Source organism: Micromonospora sp. NPDC048830 (assembly GCF_043198215.1).
GTDB lineage: Bacteria > Actinomycetota > Actinomycetes > Mycobacteriales > Micromonosporaceae > Micromonospora.
On the sequence record NZ_JBICUP010000018.1, the window covers coordinates 99,147 to 121,087 of the forward strand.

The following is a 21,941-nucleotide window of genomic DNA, read 5'->3' on the forward strand; positions in this document are numbered from 1 at the left end:
GTGGCTCCCGTCGGGAAGGCGACAGTCTCGCGGCCATGCTAACCACGCAATGGCTGCAATCCGCATCCGGCCAGACAAATGCCGGCATTGGACCGGCGGAGAAACGCGAGCTGGGGTGCCTGGATTCGAACCAGGAGCTCAAGGCTCCAAAGGCCTGCGGGTTGCCATTACCCCACACCCCATCGCCCGCCCAGCGTAGCGGCACATCGATCTAGCCCGGCACACCGCCTACCGCCCGGAACAATTCAGTGATCATACCTTCGATCCGCCAGTAGAGCTCGCGGCTGCGAGGCACGCTGATCACCAGGCACCCGTGGTAGTCATCGCCGGTGTTCCGGCGGACCGTCGTCGGGTTGTGCTTCTTGAGCACCGACCGCCCGAACCGCGTCGCCGGCAGGCCCAGCCGGTCCGCCCACCACTGCGCCGCCGCGTCGGCATCGGCAGACTCGTGGATGCTGACCCGATAGGCCGGCACCTCGCGCCCGACTCCGCACGCTTCGAGAAAACGGAGGAACAGCGCCAGTAGCCCCGGGTCGCTGTTGATGAACTGAAGGCGGTCCTGGGGACGCCACGGCTTGGACTTGGCGCCCTCGCACCAGTAGATGGCCGCTCCGAGGAGCAGTACGTCCCGACGGTCGAGCGACCCCACCACCTCCCCGGCGCGCCGCCGCTCGTCCGCCCGCGCCTCCCCCCGTGCCTGCCGGTGCACCGCCCACCGGGCGTCCGTCATCACTTTCGCGTGGGCTCGGCGCCGCGTCGCCGTGTCCTCGTCCGGATCGAGGGGCAGGTGTTTCACCCACTGGTACGCGGTCGACTTCGCCACCCCGAGCCGGCGGGCGATGTCGTTGACCGAGCAACCCTGGCCCCGCAGCTCCACCGCCTCGGCGCGCAGGTCGTCCCTGGCGTTGGGGCGCCGGGTCCGCTCCGGCGGCGGCACCCCACGCAGCATTTCCCGCACCCGGTTGCGCCCGAGGCCGGTGCGGGCCCGGATCTCGTGCACCGAGAGTTGCTCGACCGTGCGCAGTCGACGGACCTCGGCCGCCTGGAAGTCGTCCACGTCGGCAGGTTAGGACGCCCGTACGACGGTTAAGGGATTCGCGTGCGGGACTGTCCCGTGCGTTCTACGAGACCGTAAGTTACGGTGACGTAAGCGTAGGTTCGTTTGCTCAAGCTGTCCCGCTGCGAGGTGCCATGTCGACCGCCGTACTCGACCCCCGTCCTTCCGGTCCCAAGCCCCTCACCCAGGGCCCGCAGTCCCCCGGCATCCTGGTCGCCCTCTGGGCGTTCGTGGTCGTCCCGTTCCTGGCGCTCGTGGCCGCCGTACCGGTCGCCTGGGGCGGCTGGCTGAGCTGGACGGACCTGGCGGTGGCGGCGTTCTGGTACGTCCTCTCCGGGCTCGGCATCACCATCGGCTACCACCGCTACTTCACCCACGGGTCGTTCAAGGCCCGCCCCTGGCTGCGGGTGGCGCTCGCGGTGGCGGGTTCGTTCGCGGTGCAGGGCGAGATCATCCAGTGGGTCGCCGACCACCGGCGGCACCACGCGTTCTCGGACCTGGAGGGCGATCCGCACTCACCGTGGCGGTTCGGCGAGAGCGTCGGGGGGCTGGCGAAGGGGCTGTTCCACGCGCACGTCGGCTGGCTGTTCGGCCGCGAGCTGTCCAACCGGGAGCGGTTCGCCCCGGACCTGCTCGCCGACCGGGCGACCCGCCGGGTGGACCAGCTCTTCCCCCTGCTGGTGGTGGTCTCCGTGCTCGGCCCGGCGCTGATGGGCGGCCTGCTCACCTGGTCCTGGCAGGGCGCGCTGACCGCCCTGTTCTGGGGCGGCCTGGTCCGCATCGCGCTGCTGCACCACGTGACCTGGTCGATCAACTCGGTGTGCCACGTCTACGGCGAGCGCCCGTTCGCGATGCGGCAGGGCGACCGGGCGTCCAACTTCTGGCCGCTGGCGCTCCTGTCCTTCGGCGAGAGCTGGCACAACCTGCACCACGCCGACCCGACCAGCGCCCGGCACGGGGTGCTGCGCGGGCAGGTCGACATCTCGGCGCGGGTGATCTGGCTGTTGGAGAAGACCGGCGCGGCGTGGGCGGTGCGCTGGCCGAAGCCCGAGCGCCTGGCGGCCAAGCTGGCGAGGACGGCCCGAATGGACGACGCCGGGGCGGCGGCGCGGACCGCGGGTCGGTAAAGCGGTCAGTGGGATCGGCGGGCGCCTGGCAGGATGGCCGGGTGACCGAGCGGGACGGCGGCGGGCGGACGGCCCGCACGGACGCGGGTACGGTCGGACGCGGGTACGGTCGGACGCGGCGGCGTCGCCGTGGCGGAGACAGCCGGGGCGGCGACGGCGTGAGCAGTGGACGCCCCATTCCACGACAGGGCGTCACCGAGCGCCGGCGAGGTGACGACATGGCGGATGTTCAGGTCGGTGACGGCAGCGGCGGCCGGCGGCGTGCGGTGCCGGCGCCCGCGGGCAAGCCCACGTCCCGGGTGCGGATGCCGGCCGCGCAGCGGCGGGAGCAGTTGATCTCGATCGGCCGGCAACTCTTCGCGGAGCGCGGCTTCGACGCGACCTCGATCGAGGAGGTGGCGGCGCGGGCGAAGGTCTCCAAGCCGGTGGTCTACGAGCACTTCGGCGGCAAGGAGGGGCTCTATGCGGTGGTGGTGGACCGGGAGGTCCGGGCGCTGCTGGACCGGATCACCACGGCGCTGACCGCCGGCCATCCCCGCGAGCTGCTGGAGCAGGCCGCGATGGCCCTGCTCGGGTACATCGAGGAGGAGACGAGCGGTTTCCGGGTGCTGGTCCGGGAGTCGCCGCTGTTGTCGGCGACGGGCAACTTCAGCAGCGTGCTGAACGACGTCGCGCACCAGGTCGAGCACATCCTCGGCGCGGAGTTCAAGACCCGGGGGTACGACCCGAAGCTGGCCGAGCTCTACGCGCAGGCGCTGGTGGGCATGGTGGCGTTGACGGGGCGTTGGTGGCTGGAGGTGCGCAAGCCGCGCAAGGAAACGGTGGCCGCGCACCTGGTCAACCTGGCCTGGCACGGGTTGTCGCACCTGGAGCCGAAGCCGACCCTGGTGACGACCGGGGGCCGTTGACGGCCCACCCGACTCGATGTCGGCGACATGGCGGCATCCGGAGCGCTCGGACACCCCCAGGTCGCCGACATCACCCGACCCGGGCTCAGCGGCCGGTACGGGAGACGGGGGCGCGGCGGTCCCGCGCCTCGGCGTGGGCGTGGTCGGTCGGGCCGACCTTGTCGTAGAGGCCGGTGGCGAGCAGCACCAGGCCGAACAGCATCGACACGATGACCGTGGACATCGAGAAGTTGAGGAAGTTCGCGGAGGTCTGCAGCACGGTCATCATCAGGATCGCGGTGACCAGGAAGACGACGCCGGCGGTCAGGTTCATGTAGTGGCCGAGGTTGCTGCGCCGGGTCGCCCCGACCAGCAGAACGGCACCGAAGACCACGGAGACCAGTGCGAACGCGAGGTTGGTGCGCAGGCCGAGGACCCAGTCGTGGCCCCGGCCGAACAGCCCGTCACCCCAGGTCGCGACGGTCCCCCACACGCCGAAGACCAGGATGTAGAGGCCGATGAGCCCGGAGAGGGCCCGGTAGAGCGGGCGCGCCGGGTGGTTGATCGGAAAGTGCGCCATGACCCCTCCATCCGGGTACGGCCGATTCCGACGATTGTCACCCGTGTCGCCCCGTCCCGTCCCGGAAAACGCCGAAGGCCCGGCCGAAGCCGGGCCACCAGCAACCGTCTGATGTTCCCCGCCACCTGGCGCGCAGGTGACGGCGGCACCGGAACCACCGAGGTGTGTGCCGGAGGCCGGCCCGCTCCGGGCGGTCAGGCTTGATCCCTGCGCGGGCCGGCCTCCGGCACACACCCACGCGACGATCAGCCTGACCGCCGGGAGCGGGCCACCAACTCCGGCACACACCCGACGCGAGGATCAGAGCACCAGCCGGGCCTTCTGCCAGGCTTCCTTCTCCTCGTCCGTGCCGACCTTGCCGTACATGCCGACCATGAGCAACACCAGGGAGAGCGTGAGGACCACGATGTCGGTGGCCATGGTGAAGTTGAAGATGTTGGCGTCGGTCTGGAGGAAGGCCAGCTCGGCCAGGCCGAGGACCATCAGCGCGTACGCCAGCCACTGGTTGACGGCGACGTCGACGTTGCGGCCGATCGCGGTGCCGGCCAGGATCAGCAGCCCGAGCACGACGCTCAGCAGCGAGTATCCGAGGTTGGTCCCCTGACCGAGCACCTTAATGTCGTCCTGGGCGAGGAAGTCGCCGCCGGCGCTGGCGATGATGCCGAGCACTCCGAAGACCACGAAGTACAGACCAACGAGCCCGCCGATCGCCCGGTAGACCGGCCGCGCGGGGTGGTTGACGGGGGTGTGGGAGGCCATGTCTGCGTCTCCAAGACCGTTCGGGTGTGGGGTCGCCTGCGATTGTCCCGCACGGCCGGCTGTGACGCCGCACACCCCCCGCGCCCGGGGCCGGTCAGCTCGCGGGGACCTGGTCGGCGAGGGCCAGCCAGGCCTCCTCGGCCTGTTCCCGTTCGGCCCGTACGTCCTTGAGCTGGGCGTCCAGCTCGGCGACCCGGGCGTAGTCGGTGGCGTTGGCGGCGAGCTGGTCGAGCAGCTCCGCCTCCTTCTGCTCCAGCTTGCCGACCTGGCGTTCCAGCCGGGCGAGTTCCTTCTTCGCCTGCCGGGCCTCGGCGGCGGACATGCCAATGGGGGCCGGGGCGGCGGCGGGCGCCTCGGCGACGGCCGGGGCGGCGGCGGGTTCCCGCTGCGCGGCCCGGGCGAGGTACTCGTCGACGCCGCCGGGCAGGTGGACGAGCCGACCGTCGCCGAACATCCCGTACACCGAGTCGGTGACCCGCTCGACGAGGTACCGGTCGTGGCTGGCCACGACGATCGTGCCGGGCCACGAGTCGAGCAGGTCCTCCAGCGCGGCGAGCGTGTCGGTGTCCAGGTCGTTGGTGGGCTCGTCCAGCAGGAGCACGTTGGGCTCGCCGGCGAGCAGCCGCAGCATCTGCAGGCGGCGGCGCTCGCCACCGGACAGGTCGCTGACCGGCGTCCAGAGCCGGCGGTCGTCGAAGCCGAAGACCTCGGCGAGCTGGGCGGCGGAGACCTCCCGGTCACCGAGCTGCACCCGCCGGGCGACCTCCTCGACGGCTTCGAGGACGCGCAGGTGCCCGGGCAGTTCGGCCAGCTCCTGGGAGAGGAAGGCCGGCCGCACGGTGGAGCCGGTGGCGAACCGACCGCCGTCGGGCCGGGTGACGCCGGCCAGCATCCGCAGCAGGGTCGTCTTGCCGGCCCCGTTGCGGCCGAGGACGGCGATCCGGTCGCCGGGGCCGACCTGCCAGGTGACGTCGTGCAGGATCTCCTTCGGTCCGGCGTGCAGCCGGACGTGTTCCAGGTCGTACACCTGCTTGCCGAGCCGGGCGGTGGCGAGCCGTTGCAGCGACATGGTGTCGCGCGGCGGCGGGACGTCGGCGATGAGCGCGTTGGCGGCGTCGATCCGGAACCGGGGCTTGGAGGTCCGGGCGGGCGGGCCGCGGCGCAGCCAGGCGATCTCCTTGCGGAGCAGGTTCTGCCGGCGAGCCTCGGTGGCCGCGGCGACCCGCTCCCGCTCGGCGCGCGCGAGGGTCCAGGCGGCGAAGCCGCCCTCGTAGGCGCGGACGGTCTGGTCGGCGACCTCCCAGGTGGCGGTGCAGACGGCGTCGAGGAACCAGCGGTCGTGGGTGACCACGACGAGGGCGCCGCGGCGGCCGACGAGGTGCCGGGCCAGCCAGTCGACGCCGCCGACGTCGAGGTGGTTGGTGGGCTCGTCGAGGATGAGCAGGTCGGAGTCGCGGACCAGCAGCGCGGCGAGGGCCACCCGGCGGCGCTCGCCGCCGGACATCGGGCCGACGGGCGCGTCGAGGCCCAGGTAGGGCATGCCGAGGCCGTCGAGGATGGCGCGGACGCCGGCCTGGCCGGCCCACTCGTGCTCGGCGCCCATGCTCTGGTCGAGCCAGGCGGTGCCGAGCACGACGTCGCGGACGGTGGCGTCGGGGGCGAGCGCCAGCGTCTGCGGCAGCCAGGCGACACGCAGGTCACGCCGGTGGGTGACCCGGCCGTCGTCGGGCTCCTCGATGCGGGTGAGCAGCCGCAGCAGGGTGGACTTGCCGGCGCCGTTGAGGCCGACGACGCCGACCCGGTCGGCGTCGTCGAGGCCGAGCGAGACGTCGGTGAGCAGCGGCCCGGCCGCGCCGTACCCCTTGGACACCCGGTCCAGGTTGACGATGTTGGCCACTACCCCCACCTTCCATGATCAAGGCGTCCCGGTGCCGGGGGCACCTGGGGACGCCTGGGTTACCAGGGTACGCGGACGCGCCGCCGCGCGGCTCGGGCGAGCCGGGCGGTGGGCGGCTCAGCCGATCCGGGCCCCGGCGACCGGGCCGTGGGCGGTGCGCGCCTCCCGGCACACCCCGGCGGCCTCCAGTTCGGCGGCGATCCGCTCGGCGTCGGCGCCGTCGGCGGCGAGGAAGACGCACGTCGGGCCGGAGCCGGAGACGATGCCGGCGAGCGCCCCGGCGGCCTCGCCGGCCTTCAGGGTGGCGGCCAGGGACGGGCGCATGGCCAGCGCGGCGTCCTGGAGGTCGTTGCCGAGGGCGGCGGCGAGCACCCGGGGGTCGCGCTGACGCAGGGCGGCGAGCAGCGAGTCGGTGCTGCCCAGCGGCGGGCCGGCGGCGCCGGCATCGCGGAGCCGGTCCAGTTCCCGGTACGCGGCGGGAGTGGCCAGCCCCCCGTCGGCGACGGCGACCACCCAGTGCCAGGAGATGGGGCGGGCCAGCACCGGGCTGACCGTCTCGCCCCGGCCGGTGCCGAGGGCGGTGCCGCCGTGGATCAGGAACGGCACGTCGGAGCCGAGGTCGGCGGCGATCCCGGCCAGATCGTCGCGGGACAGCCCGGTGCCCCAGAGGGCGTCGCAGGCGACCAGGGCGGCGGCCGCGTCGGCGCTGCCGCCGGCCAGCCCGCCGGCGAGCGGGATCTGCTTGCGCAGGTGCAGCCGGGCGTGCGGTGGGACGCCCGCGTACCGGGCGAGGGCGTGGGCGGCCCGGATCACCAGGTTGGTGTCGTCCAGGGCCAGCTCTCCGGCGCCCTCCCCCTCCATGGTGAGGGTGAGGGTGTCGCCCCGGCGGGCGGTCAACTCGTCGTGGATCGAGATCGCGTGGTAGACGGTGTTCAGCTCGTGGTAGCCGTCCCGGCGCAGCGGGCCCACCCCGAGGTGCAGGTTGACCTTGGCGGGCACCCGCACCCGCACCGGCCCGCTGGCGCCGCGCCGCTGCTGGTCGTCCTCGTCGTCCGGTCGCCAGGCCTCGGTCACGGGGCGATGTCCCGCGGGCGCAGGCGGATGTCGAACGGCTTCTCCACGGTCGGCTCCTCGGCGGGGTCGGCGACCGGCCCGTGCCGGCCGTCGACCAGGTCGTACGCGTACAGGGGTGCGGGCACGGCGCCAGCCTACTGCGCGGCCGGCGTACCGGTCGGGGCCGACGCGGCGACGGCGGCGAACTGCTCGACGGTCAGCGACTCGCCGCGGGCGCCGGGGTCGACGCCGGCGGCGGTGAGCGCGGCGGCGGCCCGGTCCGCGCCGCCGGCCCAGCCGGCCAGCGCCGCCCGCAGCGTCTTGCGGCGCTGCGCGAACGCGGCGTCGACCACGGCGAAGACCCGCTCCCGGGGTACGTCGGGCCGGGGCGGCTCGCGGTGGGTGAAGGCGACCAGCCCGGAGTCGACGTTCGGCACCGGCCAGAAGACGTTCGGGGGCACCCGGCCGGCGGGACGCGCGTGGGCGTACCAGGCGAGCTTGACCGAGGGGACGCCGTAGACCTTGGAGCCGGGGCCGGCGACCAGCCGGTCGGCGACCTCCTTCTGCACCATCACCAGGCCGTGCCGCAGCGTGGGCAGCTCGGCGAGCAGGTGCAGCACCACCGGCACGGCCACGTTGTACGGCAGGTTCGCCACCAGCGCGGTCGGCGCCGGGTCGGCCAGCTCGGCGGCGCCGACCCGCAGCGCGTCGGCCCGGTGCACGGTGAGCCGGGCGGCGTCCGGGCCGGCGAACCGGGCGGCGGTCTCCGGCAGCGCGGCGGCCAGCGTCGGGTCGACCTCCACGGCGTGCACGTGCGCGGCGACCGGCAGCAGCGCCAGGGTGAGCGAGCCGAGGCCGGGCCCGACCTCCAGGGCGACGTCGTCGGGGGCCAGCCCGGCGGCGGTGACGATCCGGCGCACCGTGTTCGGGTCGTGCACGAAGTTCTGGCCGAGCTTCTTGGTGGGGTTCACGCCGAGGCGCGCGGCGAGGTCCCGGATCTCCGCCGGGCCGAGCAGGCCGGTCACGGCGTCACCACGGGCCGAAGGCGCGCTCGCCGTTGGCCGACAGCGCGGCGCACAGCTCGTCCAGGTCCGCGCCGGTGGTCGCGGCCAGCGCCCGGACGGTGAGCGGAACCAGGTACGACGCGTTGGGCCGCCCCCGGTGCGGGGTCGGCGTGAGGTACGGGGCGTCGGTCTCCACCAGCAGCTGGTCCAGCGGGGTGAGCGCGGCGGCCTCGCGCAGCGCCCCGGCGCTGGCGAAGGTGACCGTGCCGGCGAAGCTGAGCAGGTAGCCCCGGCGGACGCACTCGGCGGCGAACTCGGCGTCGCCGGAGAAGCAGTGCAGCACGACGGTGTCCGGCGCCCCCTCGTCGTCGAGGACGCGCAGCACGTCGGCGTGGGCCTCCCGGTCGTGGACGACCAGCGCCTTGCCGTACCGCTTGGCGATGGCGACGTGCGCCCGGAAGCTCTCCTCCTGGGCGGCCCGGCCCTCGTCGCCGGTGCGGAAGAAGTCCATCCCGGTCTCGCCGACGCCCCGGACCCGGTCCCGCGCGGCGAGCGCCTCGATCTCGCGCAGCGCCTCGTCCAGGTCGGCGAGCCGGGGCGCCTCGTTGGGGTGCAGCGCGACGGTGGCCAGGACCGCCGAATGGCGGTCGGCGGTGTCGGCGCTCCACCGGGACGACACCACGTCGACGCCGACCTGGACCAGCCGGTCCACCCCGACCTCGGCGGCCACCGCGACCGCCGCCGCGACCGGGTCGTCGACGGCGGCGTTCCCGCCCGCGCCGCCGGCGGGGGCGCCGGCCTCGGTGACGGTGATGTCCAGGTGGGTGTGGCTGTCGGGTACGGGGCTGGGCAGCGGGTCGGGGGCGGGCGGGAACTCGCCGGCCCGCCGGGCGGCCCGCTGCCGGCGGGGCTCAGTCGACTCGGTCATCGCCGCCAGCATCACACACCGCCGGTCCGACCCGGTCCGCCACCCGGCGTTCCCGGCTCGCGCCGGCCGGACCGGCCGCTGACCAGCACCTTCTCGCCGGGGCGTCACGCCACGTTCACCTGGCCGCCACCGGGGCCGTCTAGCGTCGCCGGGGTGAGCGTCGCGCCCGAGGTCAGCGGAGCCGCCGAGGAGCGCGGCGGGCTGCGCGTGGCGTACGGCGGGGCCGTGTACCCGGCCGAGGAGATCGCCCGCGGTGCGGCGTACGAGCTGTTCAGCGCCCAGGAGGCGGCCGGCTTCGAGTGGGCGCCCCGACCGGGGGTGGCGCTGCCCTGGCGGCGGTTCACGCACGCCAGCGAGGTCGACGCGGTGCTCGGGGCGGCGGGGCCGGCCGGGGAGGCGGAGGCGCCGCTGCTGGTGCCGCTGCACCGCGAGCGGGGATGGGCGCAGGTGCACCGGCTCAGCCAGCAGCCGGCGGCGGCGGCGGACCCGACGCTGGCGGCGGTCCGCGCGTCGGCGGTGATCCGCCGGGGCACCCGGATGGTGAAGGTGCTCTCCGCCCGGCAGCTCGCGGGGTACGCCCGGGGCCGGCTGCCGTACGGTTTCTGCCACCGGGAGCACGACGTGGCCCACCTGCGTACGCCGGAGGCCCTCGCGGTGCTGCGCAGCGACTCGCCGGACGGGCGGGCGGACCTCGACGTGGTGTACGCGCTGCGCTGGCGGGCCGCCGACCCGACCGACTACGCCCAGCCGGTGGGGACGGCGTACGGGGGCCTGACCGCGCTGCCGTCCCGGGACCGGCTCGGCCCGCCGGTGCTGGGCACGGGATTCGTGCCGAGCGAGGCGCAGCTGATCCCGGAGTTCGTCACCCGGGACTTCGCCGACCTGCCGATGCCGGCGAACGCCACGCTGGTCGCCTACCCGGCGTCGGGGGTGGAGGTGGTCCTCTACCGCTACGAGGCCGAGCAGCGGGGCTGGCTGCGGATGGTCGGCCCGCAGTGGCGGCACCTGCTGGCGGGGGTGCCGGGGCTGCCGCCGGACCAGGAGTACCTGCCGACCGGGGAGGCGGCCCGCTCGACCCGGTTGGTCGGCGGGTACGCGGGGGCCGCGTACGAGGCGGTGGCGGACCTGCCCGGCGGGTTCCGGGTGCTCGCGATGACGCGGGCGGCGCGGTACCCGGTCGACGCCGTGGCCCGCCGGCTGCGGCGCGCGGGCTGGCGGGGCGTGCCCTGCCTGGTGCTGCGGGAGGAGGCCGACTGGCTGCGGCTGCGGCTGACCCGGCCGGACCCGGACGCGGTGGCCGTGACGGGGGCGCAGTGCCAGGAACGGGGCGTCTACGAGGTGTGGGCCCCGGCGTCCGAGGTGACCGACGACCGGGTGGTGGACGTGCCGTACCCGCTGTGACGCCCCCGCAGACGGCGGGCCGCGGCCGGGCGACGCCACAGGACGGGCGACGCCACAGGACGGGCGACGCCACAGGACGGCGGGCCGGAGCGGCGGCGGGCATAACGGCGGGTGGGTCGGGAATGCGCGGGCCGTCCGACGACCCTTGCCCGGATCTCAGGAGACGCGCATGCCCTTCATCACCGTCGGCGCGGAGAACACCGCGCCCGTCGACCTGTACTACGAGGACCACGGCGCGGGTCAGCCGGTGGTGCTGATCCACGGCTTCCCGTTCAGCACGGCGACCTGGGAGAAACAGGTGGGGGCGCTGCTCGCCGCCGGCTATCGGACGATCACCTACGACCGGCGGGGCTTCGGCAACTCCAGCCAGCCGGCGGCCGGGTACGACTACGACACGTTCGCCGCCGACCTGGACGTCCTGCTGACGGAGCTGGACCTGCGGGACGTCGTCCTGGTCGGCCACTCGATGGGCACCGGCGAGGTGGTCCGCTACATCGGCGGGTACGGGTCGAGCCGGGTGAACCGGGCGGTGCTGCTCAGCCCCCTGGAGCCGTTCCTGCTGAAGACGGAGGACAACCCGGAGGGGGTGGACCGGAGCCTGTTCGACGGCTTCCAGCAGGCGATCATCGCCGACCGGTTCGCGTTCCTCACCACGTTCTGCGACGCGTTCTTCAACCATCAGGACGACAAGGGCAGGATGGTCAGCGAGGAGGCGTACCGGGCGCACTGGAACATCGGGGCCCGGGCGTCGGGCATCGCCACGTTGCAGTGCGTGGACGCCTGGCTGACCGACTTCCGCGGCGACCTGCCCCGGATCGACGTACCGACGCTGATCGTGCAGGGCGACCAGGACAAGGTGCTGCCGATCGGGGCGACCGGGCAGCGGTTGCAGCCGATGCTGCCGAACAGCCGGTTGATCACGCTGCAGGGTGCGCCGCACGGCATTCCGTGGACCCACGCCGACGACGTGAACCGGGCGATCCTGGAGTTCGCCGCCACGCCCGCGATGGCCCGGGCCTGAGGCGCCCGTCCCGGCCGAGGCGTACCGCCGGCGCCGCCTCCCCTCGTGGGGGCGACGCCGGCGTCGCGTGCGGGCGTCGCGGCGTGCCGTCAGCCGGCGAGCCGGGCCAGCTCCTCGTCGACGATCGACGGGTCGAGCTTGCGGAAGACCGGCTTCGGCGCCGCGAGGGGCCGGCCCACCTCCAGCGGTACGGACTCCCAGCGCGCCCCGACCGTGTAGTCCCCCGTCAGCACCGGGTACGCCGGGCCGCCGTCGAGGTCCTCGACCTCCTCGATCACCGGCATCGGCGCGTGCACGCCGGTGCCGCCGAGCAGCTCGTGGATCTTCTGCGCGGAGTGCGGCAGGAACGGGGTGAGCAGGGTGTTCGCGTCGCTGACCACCTGGAGGGCGACGTGCAGGATGGTGCCCATCCGGGGCTTGTCCGCCTCGTCCTTGAGCTTCCAGGGGGCCTGCTCGGAGAGGTACCTGTTGGCCTCCGCGACGACCCGCATCGCCTCGCCGATCGCCTGCTTCTGCCGGTGCCTGGCGATCAGGTCGCCGACGGTGGCGAAGCCGGCCCGGGCGGCGGCGAGCAGCGCCTCGTCGGCCTCGGTGAGCCCGGCCGGGTCGACGGGCGGGACGGCCCCGAAGTTCTTCGCCGCCATCGAGATGGACCGGTTGACCAGGTTGCCCCAGCCGGCGACCAGCTCGTCGTTGTTGCGGCGGAGGAACTCCGCCCAGGTGAAGTCGGTGTCGTTGCTCTCCGGGCCGGCGACGGCGATGAAGTAGCGCAGCGCGTCGGCGTCGTACCGTTCCAGGAAGTCCCGGACGTAGATGACGACCTTGCGCGACGAGGAGAACTTTCGCCCCTCCATCGTCAGGTACTCGCTGGAGACGACCTCGGTGGGCAGGTTGAGCCGGCCCAGCCGGCCCGGCTCGCCGTCGCGCGCGCCCTCGCCCGAGTACCCGCCGAGCAGCGCCGGCCAGATCACCGAGTGGAAGACGATGTTGTCCTTGCCCATGAAGTAGTAGCCGCGGGCGTCCTTCCCCTCACCGTCGGCGGACCACCACTTCCGCCAGGCGTCGGGGTCGCCGGAGCGGCGGGCCCACTCGATGGACGCCGACAGGTAGCCGATCACCGCGTCGAACCAGACGTAGATGCGCTTGTCCGGCCGGTCCCGCCAGCCCTCCAGGGGGATCGGCACGCCCCACTCCAGGTCCCGGGTGATGGCCCGGGGCTGGAGGTCGTCGAGCAGGTTCTTCGAGAACCGCAGGACGTTCGGCCGCCAGCCCTCCCGGATGTCCAGCCACTGCCGCAGGGCGTCGGCCAGGGCCGGCAGGTCGAGGAAGAAGTGCTCGGTCTCGACGAACTCCGGCGTCTCGCCGTTGATCTTCGACTTGGGGTTGATCAGGTCGACGGGGTCGAGCTGGTTGCCGCAGTTGTCGCACTGGTCGCCGCGCGCGCTGTCGTACCCGCAGATGGGGCAGGTGCCCTCGATGTAGCGGTCGGGCAGGGTGCGGCCGGTCGAGGGGGAGATCGCCCCGACGGTGACCTTCGGCACGATGTAGCCGTTACGGTGCAGCCCCTCGAACAGCTCCTGCACGACCGCGTAGTGGTTGCGGGTGGTGGTGCGGGTGAACAGGTCGTACGACAGCCCCAGCGCCCGCAGGTCCTCCGCGATCACCCGGTTGTACCGGTCGGCCAGCTCGCGCGGGGTGACCCCCTCGGCGTCGGCCTGCACCTGGATCGGGGTGCCGTGCTCGTCGGTGCCGGAGACCATGAGCACGTCGTGGCCGGCCATCCGCATGTACCGGGCGAAGACGTCGGAGGGAACGCCGAATCCGGAGACATGGCCGATGTGGCGCGGGCCGTTGGCGTACGGCCAGGCTACCGCCGCGAGAACGTGACTCATGACCAGCAAGCCTAGTGACCACGGCCGGCAACCCGCGAACCAACCGGCCGGCGGGGCGGGACCCGGCTTCGGGCATACCACCCGAAGAAGCCCACTCGCCATCGACGGCCATGCCGGCATCGGCGTCGGCGTGCGCCACCGGACACCTCCGCGGCCTAGGATCGTCAGGTGAGCAGTGCGTCGACAGCGCGAAGCGCCAGCGCGGGCCGGATGGAGTCGGAGCACGCCGGACCGGCCGGCGGCGACGCCACGGCTCTCCCCTCCAGCGGCGGCGCCCTTCCCGCCGTCGTCCGGCGGCGGCTCGCCACCGTCGACGCCCGGCTCGACGTCAACTCGTGGCTGGCCACCGCCGTGGTGGTGGCCATCGCGGCGATCCTGCGCCTGGTCGGAGTCAGCGGCCCGAAGGGCAAGATCTTCGACGAGATCTACTACGCCCGGGACGCCTGGGGGCTGGTCGACAAGGGCGTCGAGTGGAACTACAAGGACAACGGCCCCTCGTACGTGGTGCACCCGCCGCTGGGCAAGTGGCTGATCGGGCTCGGCGAGTGGGCCTTCGGCTACCAGGACGCGGAGTTGAAAATCTCCGTGCCGGGGCACCTGACGACCACCGCCCCCGAGTTCGGCTGGCGTATCTCGGCGGCCGTCGCCGGCGTCCTGTCGGTGCTGCTGCTGGTGCGCATCGGCCGCCGGTTGTTCCGGTCCACCGCGCTCGGCTGCGCCGCCGGCCTGCTGCTCGCCCTGGACGGCTTCCACCTGGTGCTCTCCCGCACCGCGCTGCTCGACATCTTCCTGCTGCTGTTCGTCCTGGCGGCGTTCGGCGCCCTGGTGCTCGACCGGGACGCCCGGCGGCGGCGGTGGGCCCGGGCGGTGGAGGCGGGCCTCGACCCCACCCTCCCCGGGCGGGCCGGCCGCCCCACCGGCGGCTGGCGGAACTGGCCCTGGTGGCGGCTGGCCGCCGGGGTGCTGCTCGGCTGCGCGTGCGCGGTGAAGTGGAGCGCGCTGTACTTCGTGCCGGCCTTCGCGCTGCTGGTGCTGCTCTGGGAGGTCGGCGTCCGGCGCTCGGCCGGGGTACGCCGGCCGTGGCGGGACGCCCTGCTCGACGAGCTGTCGTGGCTGGCCCTGGCCGGGGTGCTGATGGTCGTCACGTACGTCGCCACCTGGTCGGGCTGGCTGCTGACCGACGACGGCTACTACCGCCTGGCCGCCAACTACCCCAACATGCCGGCGCTCAGCGACACCCCCGTCGTCGGGGCGCTGAACAATCTGTGGGAGTACCACAAGGCGGCGTACGGCTTCCACAAGCAGCTCGACGACCCGCACAAGTACCAGTCCTGGCCGTGGCAGTGGCTGCTGCTCGGCCGCCCGGTCGCCTTCTACTGGTCCGGCGAGGGCGCCTGCGGGGCGCCGAGCTGCGCCTCGGAGATCCTGCTGCTCGGCACGCCGCTGCTCTGGTGGTCGTTCCTGCCCGCGCTGGTCGGGGCGGCCTGGCTGGGCACCGCCCGGCGGGACTGGCGGGCCGGCGCGATCCTGCTGTCGGCGGCCGCCGGCCTGCTGCCCTGGTTCTGGTTCGCCCTCGACGGCCGGACGATGTTCTCCTTCTACGTCGCGCCGGCCCTGCCGTTCCTGGTGCTCGCGGTGGTCTACGTGCTCGGCGCGATCGTCTCGCCGGCCACCGCCGGGGCGGCCGCGGAGGGCGGGCGCGCCCGATCGGACGAGGACGCCGCCGAGCGGCGGCTGATCGGCGGTGTCGTGGCGGGCGCGTACGTGCTGCTGGTCGCCCTGTGCTTCGCGTACTTCTACCCGATCTTCGTCGGCCGGCTGCTGCCGTACGCGGACTGGTCGGCCCGGATGTGGCTGGACGGCCGCTGGATCTGATCCCGGCGCGGGCGCGGCCGGCACACGGCACGGCCTCGCTGGCCTTCGCGATGGGTCCGGCCGCGCGGGCCTTCGCGATGGGTCCGGCCGCGCGGGCCTTCGCGATGGGTCCGGCCGCGCGGGCCTTCGCGATGGGTCCGGCCGCGCGGGCCTTGGCGGCGGCGCGGGCGGGGAGTCCATTCGACGGGACTTTCGCGAGCATAGGCGCGCGCCCCGATCGCCTGCCACGGGGGAAGCGGGCGATTGGGGCGCGCAAGAAAAGCTTAGCCACCTTGCATCACCGGCACAACGGGTGGGCTCGCGGCAAATTTTCGACCCGCATCGCGCCGGCTCCCGGTCGACCCGGGGACCCGACCGCCGACCCCGGCGAGGAGCGCCTCGCGGAGCCCCGACCAGGAAGAACCGCCCGGGAACGGCCGACCCGGCGAGGATCGGGCACGGCCGGGAGCGGGCACGGCCGGGCCGTCGAGACGGCGGGACAGCGCCGCCGGACCCGGGCGAGCCTCCAAAGTGGATCTCACTACACTTCGCCCGGTGATCAACAAGAGACGATCGACAATGGTCCTCCGTGGACTGCTGGCGGCGACCGTCCTGCTCGGCCCGGCGGTGCTGGTGGGCGGACCCGCGCCGGCACGGGCGGAGGGCGAGCCTCCCGCCGAGCCGCCCCGGGTCGAGCTGGTGCTCGACGTCAGCGGCTCGATGCGGGCCCGGGACATCGACGGACGTAGCCGGATCTCCGTTGCCCAGCAGGCGTTCAACGAGGTGGTGGACGCGCTGCCCGAGGAGACGCAGCTCGGCATCCGGGTGCTCGGCGCCACCTACCGGGGCAAGGACAAGACGGTCGGCTGCCAGGACACCCAGCAGATCGTGCCGGTCGGCCAGGTCGACCGCACCCAGGCCAAGGCGGCGGTGGCCACCCTCCGGCCCACCGGTTTCACACCCGTCGGGCTGGCGCTCCGCTCGGCCGCCCGGGACCTCGGCACCGGCGCCACCGCCCGCCGGATCGTGCTGATCACCGACGGCGAGGACACCTGCGCCCCACCGGACCCGTGCGAGGTGGCCCGGGAACTGGCCGCGCAGGGCACCAAGCTGGTGGTGGACACCCTCGGCCTCGCGCCGGACGAGAAGGTGCGCCGGCAGCTGGTCTGCATCGCCAACGCCACCGGCGGGACGTACACGGCCGCGCAGAGCGCGGACGAGTTGACCGACCGGATCAAGCAGCTGGTGGACCGGGCCCGGGACACCTACACGGCCGCCCCGACCGTGGTGGGCGGCACCGCCCGCTGCCCCGACGCGCCGCTGCTCGCCCCCGGCGTCTACACCGACCGGGAGCAGTTCTCCGAGCACCGCTGGTACCGGGTCCCGGTACGCCCCGGACAGGAGCTGCGCGCCTCGGTGAGCATCGCGCTGGACCGCCCGGTCAACCCCGACCACGGCGTGCTGCTGCGGGCCACCGCGCCCGACGGGCGGGAGCTGGTCCGGGGCGTGGACGCCGGCAGCGGCCGGACCGACGTCGTCTCGGCGGGCCTGCGCTGGTCCGCCGCCGCCGACCGGGACGACGAGGACGACGATGGCGGGGACGACGACCGCGAGACCCCGAGCCCGGCGGCCGGCGCCGCCGACGCCGCGCCGACCGTCGTCTGCCTGGTGGTCAGCAACGCGTTCGCACCCCGCCCCGGCACCCAGGTCACGCCGGGCATGCCGATCGAGCTGACCGTCGACGTGGTCGCCTCGTCGCCGGCCCCCGCCGGCCCGGACCTCGGCCGGGGCTGGGTCCTGCTGCTCCTGCTGGTCCTGGCCGGCCTGGTCACCGGCCTCGTCGCCGGGCTGCTCACCCGCTGGTGGGTCGCCACCTGGAGGGAGAACTGAGGATGCGTACCCGCATGATCCGGGCCGGGGTGGCGCTCGCCGCCGCCCTGGCGCTGCCGGCGGCCCCCGCGCTCGCCGCGACCGCCGCGCTCGCCGCGACCGCCGCGCCCACCCCGTCCCCCGGCGCCGCCACGGTCACCAAGGCCGGCACCTCGTTCCTGACCGCCACCCCGATCACCGCCGGCCAGCCGGTCCGCGTCGGCGCCTCGACGGGCGACTACCTCTACTGGTCGTTCCCGGCGAGCGCCGGGCAGATCCACGAGATCACCGCCACGGTCGCCTACCCCAAGGGTCGTACCGGCGCCTCCACCTGGACCGTCGACGTCTTCGACGGCCTGCGCCGCCGGCAGGCCTGCACGGCGGGGGCGCAGACCCCGACGGCGGCGGCGTCGGCGACCAGCGTCACGCTCGGCTGCACCCTGCGCCAGGTACGGTCGTGGGCGGAGCCGTGGTCGGGCGATCCGCTGCCCGGCACGTACTATCTCCGGCTCTCCGTGGTCGACCTGCCGGAACCCGACCTCGGCCTGCCGATCGACGTGGACCTGCTGGTCTCCGAGGTCGGCGACGGCCAGGCCCCCGGCGACGACGGCGAACTGAAGGCGCCGCTGGTGCCGAACACGAAGGCCGGCACGGTGCTGACCGGGGAACCGGCGGCGGCGCCGGCCGACGAGGAGCAGGACGGCGCCGGCCTCGACGGCTGGCTGCCCGAGCTGTCCTCACGGTGGATCTGGACCACCGTCGGCGGGGTGCTCGCCGCCGTGGCCGGTGTGGTGGGCTTCGCCCTGACCCGCCGCCCGCGCCGCCGTTGAGCGGCGCGGGACCGGGCCGCCGTTGAGCGGCGCGGGACCGGGCCGCCGCTGAGCGGCGCGGGACCGGGCCGCCGCTGAGCGGCGCGGGACCGGGCCGCCGTACCGCCCGGCACCGGTGGCCGCCCCCATGGCTTCGGGGGCGGCCACCGGGCCGGAGGCGGTCGGCCGCCAGGATGCGGGCCGGGATTCAGTGCGCGCGCCGGCCCCGGGGCAGCCAGCCGACGAACCGGTCCCGCAGCACCGTCCCGGGCACGTCGGGCAGGTCCTCGCTCGCCGCGGCCAGGCACGCGCCCAGGTAGACGCTGAGCCCGCTCCGGTCGGGCCCGTATCGGCGATCAGGAGGTCGCGGCGGGGCGCGCACGGCCATTCCGCGCCGCAGGTCGCACAGAGCCAGGCGGGCGACGCCGGGCGCTGGTCGCCCGGTGGCGGGTCGTGCGGCGTCGGCTGAGCGATCATCGAGTACGTTCTCTCGCGTCGACAGGTCCCCGGGCGGCCCGCCCGTCGCCCCTGGACGGGTGACCCCGCCAGGTAGACCAGGTACGGCGTCCGGCAGCCCTCCGGCGTCACCCCGTGCGGTACGTTCGCACGGATGGGCATCCGGGAGTTCACGATCGCGCAGGTGCTGACCGGGGGCGGCGATGCGTGACCTGCTGCCGCCCGAGGTCGAGGTGGCCGTGGCCGACGGCGACGACTGGGCGGGCGAGCTGCTGCCCGCCGAGCGGGCCTGCCTCGGCGAGCGGGCCGTGGAGAGCCGCCGCCGGGACTTCACCGCCGGGCGGGTCTGCGCCCGCCGGGCGCTCGCCCGGCTCGGCGTGCCGGAGGTGGCCGTGCCCTCCGCGCCGGACCGCGCGCCCGTCTGGCCGGCCGGGCTGGTCGGCACCATCACCCACACCCGCGGCTACTGCGCCGCGGCGGTCGCCCGCGCCGACGAGGTCCGCTCCGTCGGCATGGACGCCGAGCGGCACCGGGAGCTCAACGCCGGAGTACGCCGGCTGATCGGCCTGCCCGACGAGTGGGACGACGTCGCGCGGCTGCCGGACGGCGTCCCCTGGCCGGTGGTGCTGTTCAGCGCGAAGGAGACCATCTACAAGGTCTGGCACCCGGTCGTCGGCACCTGGCTCGACTTCCACGACGCCCGGGTCACGCTCGACCCCGACTCCGGCCTGTTCACCGCGCGGATCGCCCCCGCCCGGCTGGCCGCCGCCCCGGTGCCGGACCCGCCCGCGACGGTCATCGGCCGCTTCACGGTGGAGGCCGACCTGGTCCGCACCGCCGCCGTCCTGTTACCCCGCTGAGATGGTGCGGTGCCGCGCGACTTGCCGCGGGCGGCTAACGTCAGTGCGTTCGAGATCGCCATGAGCAGTGCGTTTCAGATCGCCATGAGGTGCCGAGGAGTACGGTGAGCCACCCCCAGCCCCCTTACGGGCCGCAGGACCCCTACCAGCCGAACCATGAGCCGCCCACGGCACCGATGCCGCAGTACCCGGCCGAGCAGGGCGGCTACCCGCCGCCTCCGCCGACCGTGCCGCAGCCGCCGGTCTCCGGGTCGCCGTACCAGCCGCCGGTCTCCGGATCGCCGTACCAGCCGCCGGTCTCCGGGTCGCCGTATCCGCCGCAGCAGGGGGGCGGCTTCCCGCCGCCCGCGCCGGAGTCCGCGTACCCGCCGCCCGCCCCGGACCCGTCGTACCCGCCGGTGCCGGGCGCGCCGTACCCGCCGGGCGCCGCCCCCGCGGGCCCGGGCTTCCCGCCGGGCCCGGCGCAGCCGCCGAAGAGCAACAAGAAGCCGATCATCATCATCGCCGTCGTCGCGGCCGTGCTCGCGCTGCTCTGCTGCATCGGCGGCGTCGTGGCGCTGGTCAAGGGGGCCGGCGACGCGGCGGAGGAGGCCAAGCGGGACATCACCCTGCCCGGCGTGACCACCGCGCCCAGCGGCCGGCCCACCCCGAAGTCCTCGTCGTCCTCCCCGGCCACCGGTGAGACGTTCAACATGGACGCGGGCGACACGCTCGTCATCACCGACGACGACGGCACCCTGGAGATCACGGTGACGCGGTTCCGCACCACGACCAAGGGCTGCAAGTCGTACTCGCCCGAGCCGGACAAGGGGCTCTACCTCACCGCCGAGGTCACCGCCACGGTGACGAAGGGCAACATGTCGATCAACCCGTTCTACTTCCAGTGGGTGGCCGCGGACGGCACCACCGCGAACGGGATCGCGGGCGCCCTCGCCGGCTGCGGCGATCTGCTCGACTCCGGGGTCAACCTGCGGGAGGGCAGCAAGCGCACCGGCGTGGTGACGTTCGACGTGGCCGACAAGAACGGCGTGCTGGAGTACCGGCACAAGCTGGAGACCGCCGGCTCCTGGAAGCCGTAGGGGCAGGAAGCGCGTACGCGGGGCCGACCGGGCATGCCGGCCGGCCCCGCGGCGTCCTACCGGCCCCTCAGTGCACCGCCACGGCCACCGGGTCCGCGTCGAGGTCGGCGAGCCGGGCCGGTCGCACGACGACGAGCAGGACCACGGTCGAGGCCACCATCCCGCCGGCGACCACCAGGGACATGGCCACCGCGCCGGTGCCCAGCACGCCCACCAGCGGCGCGGCGAGCGCGCCGACGCCGAACTGCACCGCGCCGAGCAGGGCGGAGGCCGTACCGGCCGCCTCGCCGTGCCGGGACAGCGCCAGGGCCGGCGCGTTCGGCAGCGCCAGACCCGCCGCCGCGAGCACCACCCACAGCGCCACCAGCAGGCCCGGCAGCCCGCCGAACCCGGTCGCGGCGAAGGCGAGCAGCGCCAACCCGGCCGCGGTCCCCACGGCGAGGGCGGCCACGAGGATGCGCTGCGGCGAGTGCCGGCGCAACAGCCGTACGTTGAACTGCGTCGCGGTGATCAGCCCGACCGCGCCCGCGCCGAACGCCAGCCCGAACTCCTGCTCGTCCAGCCCGTACTGATCCTGCAGGACGAACGACGACCCCGCCACGTACGCGAACAGTGCCGCCATCGCCAGCCCGGCCACCAGGACCAGGCCCACGAACGTCCGGTCGCGCAGCAACGAGCCGTACACGGTCGCGGTGGCGACCACGCCGCCGCGCCGGCGGCGGGCCGGCGGCAGCGTCTCGGGAAGGCCGAACGCGGCGACCACGACGAGCAGCACGCCGAACGCGGCCAGGGCGACGAACACCCCCCGCCAGTCCGTCCAGCGCAGCAGCCCGCCGCCGAGGGTGGGAGCGAGGATCGGCGCCGCGCCCATGACGAGCAGCAGCCGGGAGAGCAGCTTGGCGAAGGCCGCGCCGTCGAACAGGTCGCGGACGACGGCCATCGCGACGACCGAGGCGGCCGCCACGCCGAGCCCCTGCACCACCCGCAGCCCACCGAGGACGGCGACGTTCGGCGCGAGGATGCAGAGCACCGACGCCACGACGTGCAGCGCGATGCCGGCGATCAGTGGCACCCGCCGCCCGACGGCGTCGGACAGCGGGCCGATCAGCAGCTGGCCGACGGCGAGTCCCGCCAGCGTGCCGGTGAGGGTCAACTGGACCGCCGCCGACGTGGTCCGGAAGTCGGTGACGATCGTGGGGAGCGCGGGCAGGTACATGTCGATGGTCAGCGGACCCACCGCGATCAGCGAGCCGAGCACGAGGACGAGCCGCAGGCGCTGCCGGCGGCTCATCAGGTCGCCCGGCGTCGTCGGGGCCGGGGGCGTTTCGAGATCCTGGGTGACGGTCATCGGGACGTCTCCGTCCGGTCGTGGGGTAGCCGGGCGCGGAGGTGTTCAGCAGTCACACCT

20 protein-coding genes and 1 tRNA gene are annotated in these 21,941 nt (G+C 74.4%); 9 read left to right on the plus strand and 12 right to left on the minus strand.

Annotated elements, in window-relative coordinates; genetic code table 11:
- Positions 1-110: 110 nt before the first annotated feature.
- Positions 111-182, minus strand: a tRNA-Gln gene (locus ACGFIZ_RS17450).
- Between the two features lie 29 nt (positions 183-211).
- The gene (locus tag ACGFIZ_RS17455) at positions 212-1,057 is read right to left on the minus strand and encodes a helix-turn-helix domain-containing protein (protein ID WP_393420343.1); all 846 of its coding nucleotides are present in this window, start codon (positions 1,055-1,057) and stop codon (positions 212-214) included.
- A gap of 134 nt (positions 1,058-1,191) precedes the next feature.
- Between ACGFIZ_RS17455 and ACGFIZ_RS17460 the strand changes: the two genes are divergently transcribed.
- Entirely contained in the window at positions 1,192-2,184 is a 993-nt protein-coding gene (locus tag ACGFIZ_RS17460) for an acyl-CoA desaturase (protein WP_393420345.1), read from the plus strand.
- Positions 2,185-2,402: 218 nt separating this feature from the next.
- Entirely contained in the window at positions 2,403-3,092 is a 690-nt protein-coding gene (locus tag ACGFIZ_RS17465; protein ID WP_393420347.1) for a TetR/AcrR family transcriptional regulator, read from the plus strand.
- Positions 3,093-3,177: 85 nt separating this feature from the next.
- On the opposite strand, the gene ACGFIZ_RS17470 is transcribed toward ACGFIZ_RS17465, so the two are convergent.
- From ACGFIZ_RS17470 to ACGFIZ_RS17500, 7 genes are all read right to left on the minus strand, one after another.
- Positions 3,178-3,651, minus strand: a complete 474-nt coding sequence (locus tag ACGFIZ_RS17470; protein WP_393420349.1) for a DUF4383 domain-containing protein — start codon at positions 3,649-3,651, stop codon at positions 3,178-3,180.
- Positions 3,652-3,951: 300 nt separating this feature from the next.
- Entirely contained in the window at positions 3,952-4,410 is a 459-nt protein-coding gene (locus ACGFIZ_RS17475) for a DUF4383 domain-containing protein (RefSeq protein WP_393420351.1), read from the minus strand.
- A 94-nt stretch (positions 4,411-4,504) separates the two neighbouring features.
- Positions 4,505-6,307, minus strand: a complete 1,803-nt coding sequence (locus ACGFIZ_RS17480) for an ABC-F family ATP-binding cassette domain-containing protein (RefSeq protein WP_393420353.1) — start codon at positions 6,305-6,307, stop codon at positions 4,505-4,507.
- A gap of 117 nt (positions 6,308-6,424) precedes the next feature.
- Positions 6,425-7,381: a 4-(cytidine 5'-diphospho)-2-C-methyl-D-erythritol kinase gene (locus ACGFIZ_RS17485; protein ID WP_393420355.1), complete on the minus strand. Its 957-nt coding sequence runs from the start codon at positions 7,379-7,381 to the stop codon at positions 6,425-6,427.
- Complete coding sequence (locus ACGFIZ_RS17490; protein ID WP_347666009.1) at positions 7,378-7,506, minus strand: hypothetical protein; 129 nt, start codon at positions 7,504-7,506, stop codon at positions 7,378-7,380. Before ACGFIZ_RS17490 ends, ACGFIZ_RS17485 begins: the two co-directional genes overlap by 4 nt.
- A 9-nt stretch (positions 7,507-7,515) precedes the next feature.
- Entirely contained in the window at positions 7,516-8,385 is an 870-nt protein-coding gene (rsmA, locus tag ACGFIZ_RS17495) for a 16S rRNA (adenine(1518)-N(6)/adenine(1519)-N(6))-dimethyltransferase RsmA (protein ID WP_393420357.1), read from the minus strand.
- Positions 8,386-8,389: 4 nt separating this feature from the next.
- On the minus strand, positions 8,390-9,304 hold the full coding sequence (locus ACGFIZ_RS17500) for a TatD family hydrolase (protein ID WP_393420359.1): 915 nt from the start codon (positions 9,302-9,304) through the stop codon (positions 8,390-8,392).
- 141 nt (positions 9,305-9,445) lie between these two features.
- Here ACGFIZ_RS17500 and ACGFIZ_RS17505 point away from each other — a divergent pair, with 141 nt between their 5' ends.
- Positions 9,446-10,693, plus strand: a complete 1,248-nt coding sequence (locus ACGFIZ_RS17505) for a hypothetical protein (RefSeq protein ID WP_393420361.1) — start codon at positions 9,446-9,448, stop codon at positions 10,691-10,693.
- A gap of 169 nt (positions 10,694-10,862) precedes the next feature.
- A complete protein-coding gene (locus ACGFIZ_RS17510; protein ID WP_393420363.1) occupies positions 10,863-11,714 on the plus strand; it encodes an alpha/beta fold hydrolase in 852 nt (283 codons plus the stop codon).
- A gap of 89 nt (positions 11,715-11,803) precedes the next feature.
- On the opposite strand, the gene metG is transcribed toward ACGFIZ_RS17510, so the two are convergent.
- Positions 11,804-13,606, minus strand: coding sequence for a methionine--tRNA ligase (gene metG, locus ACGFIZ_RS17515; RefSeq protein ID WP_393420365.1), 1,803 nt, complete (start codon positions 13,604-13,606; stop codon positions 11,804-11,806).
- A 210-nt stretch (positions 13,607-13,816) separates the two neighbouring features.
- On the opposite strand from metG, the gene ACGFIZ_RS17520 reads away from it, so the two are divergent.
- The 3 genes from ACGFIZ_RS17520 to ACGFIZ_RS17530 all read left to right on the plus strand — a co-directional run bounded on the left by ACGFIZ_RS17520 (position 13,817) and on the right by ACGFIZ_RS17530 (position 18,159).
- Complete coding sequence (locus ACGFIZ_RS17520) at positions 13,817-15,481, plus strand: dolichyl-phosphate-mannose--protein mannosyltransferase (RefSeq protein WP_393420410.1); 1,665 nt, start codon at positions 13,817-13,819, stop codon at positions 15,479-15,481.
- Between the two features lie 534 nt (positions 15,482-16,015).
- Entirely contained in the window at positions 16,016-17,350 is a 1,335-nt protein-coding gene (locus ACGFIZ_RS17525) for a VWA domain-containing protein (RefSeq protein WP_393420367.1), read from the plus strand.
- A gap of 2 nt (positions 17,351-17,352) precedes the next feature.
- Entirely contained in the window at positions 17,353-18,159 is an 807-nt protein-coding gene (locus ACGFIZ_RS17530; protein ID WP_393420369.1) for a peptidase, read from the plus strand.
- 187 nt (positions 18,160-18,346) lie between these two features.
- Here ACGFIZ_RS17530 and ACGFIZ_RS17535 read toward each other — a convergent pair whose 3' ends face one another.
- Positions 18,347-18,520, minus strand: coding sequence for a hypothetical protein (locus ACGFIZ_RS17535; protein WP_393420371.1), 174 nt, complete (start codon positions 18,518-18,520; stop codon positions 18,347-18,349).
- A gap of 277 nt (positions 18,521-18,797) precedes the next feature.
- Between ACGFIZ_RS17535 and ACGFIZ_RS17540 the strand changes: the two genes are divergently transcribed.
- Complete coding sequence (locus ACGFIZ_RS17540) at positions 18,798-19,454, plus strand: 4'-phosphopantetheinyl transferase (protein ID WP_393420373.1); 657 nt, start codon at positions 18,798-18,800, stop codon at positions 19,452-19,454.
- A 104-nt stretch (positions 19,455-19,558) separates the two neighbouring features.
- Positions 19,559-20,533 (plus strand): hypothetical protein, encoded by a 975-nt coding sequence (locus ACGFIZ_RS17545; protein WP_393420375.1) that lies wholly within the window; start codon positions 19,559-19,561, stop codon positions 20,531-20,533.
- Positions 20,534-20,600: 67 nt separating this feature from the next.
- On the opposite strand, the gene ACGFIZ_RS17550 is transcribed toward ACGFIZ_RS17545, so the two are convergent.
- Positions 20,601-21,824, minus strand: a complete 1,224-nt coding sequence (locus ACGFIZ_RS17550) for a multidrug effflux MFS transporter (protein ID WP_393420412.1) — start codon at positions 21,822-21,824, stop codon at positions 20,601-20,603.
- Positions 21,825-21,941 lie beyond the last annotated feature (117 nt).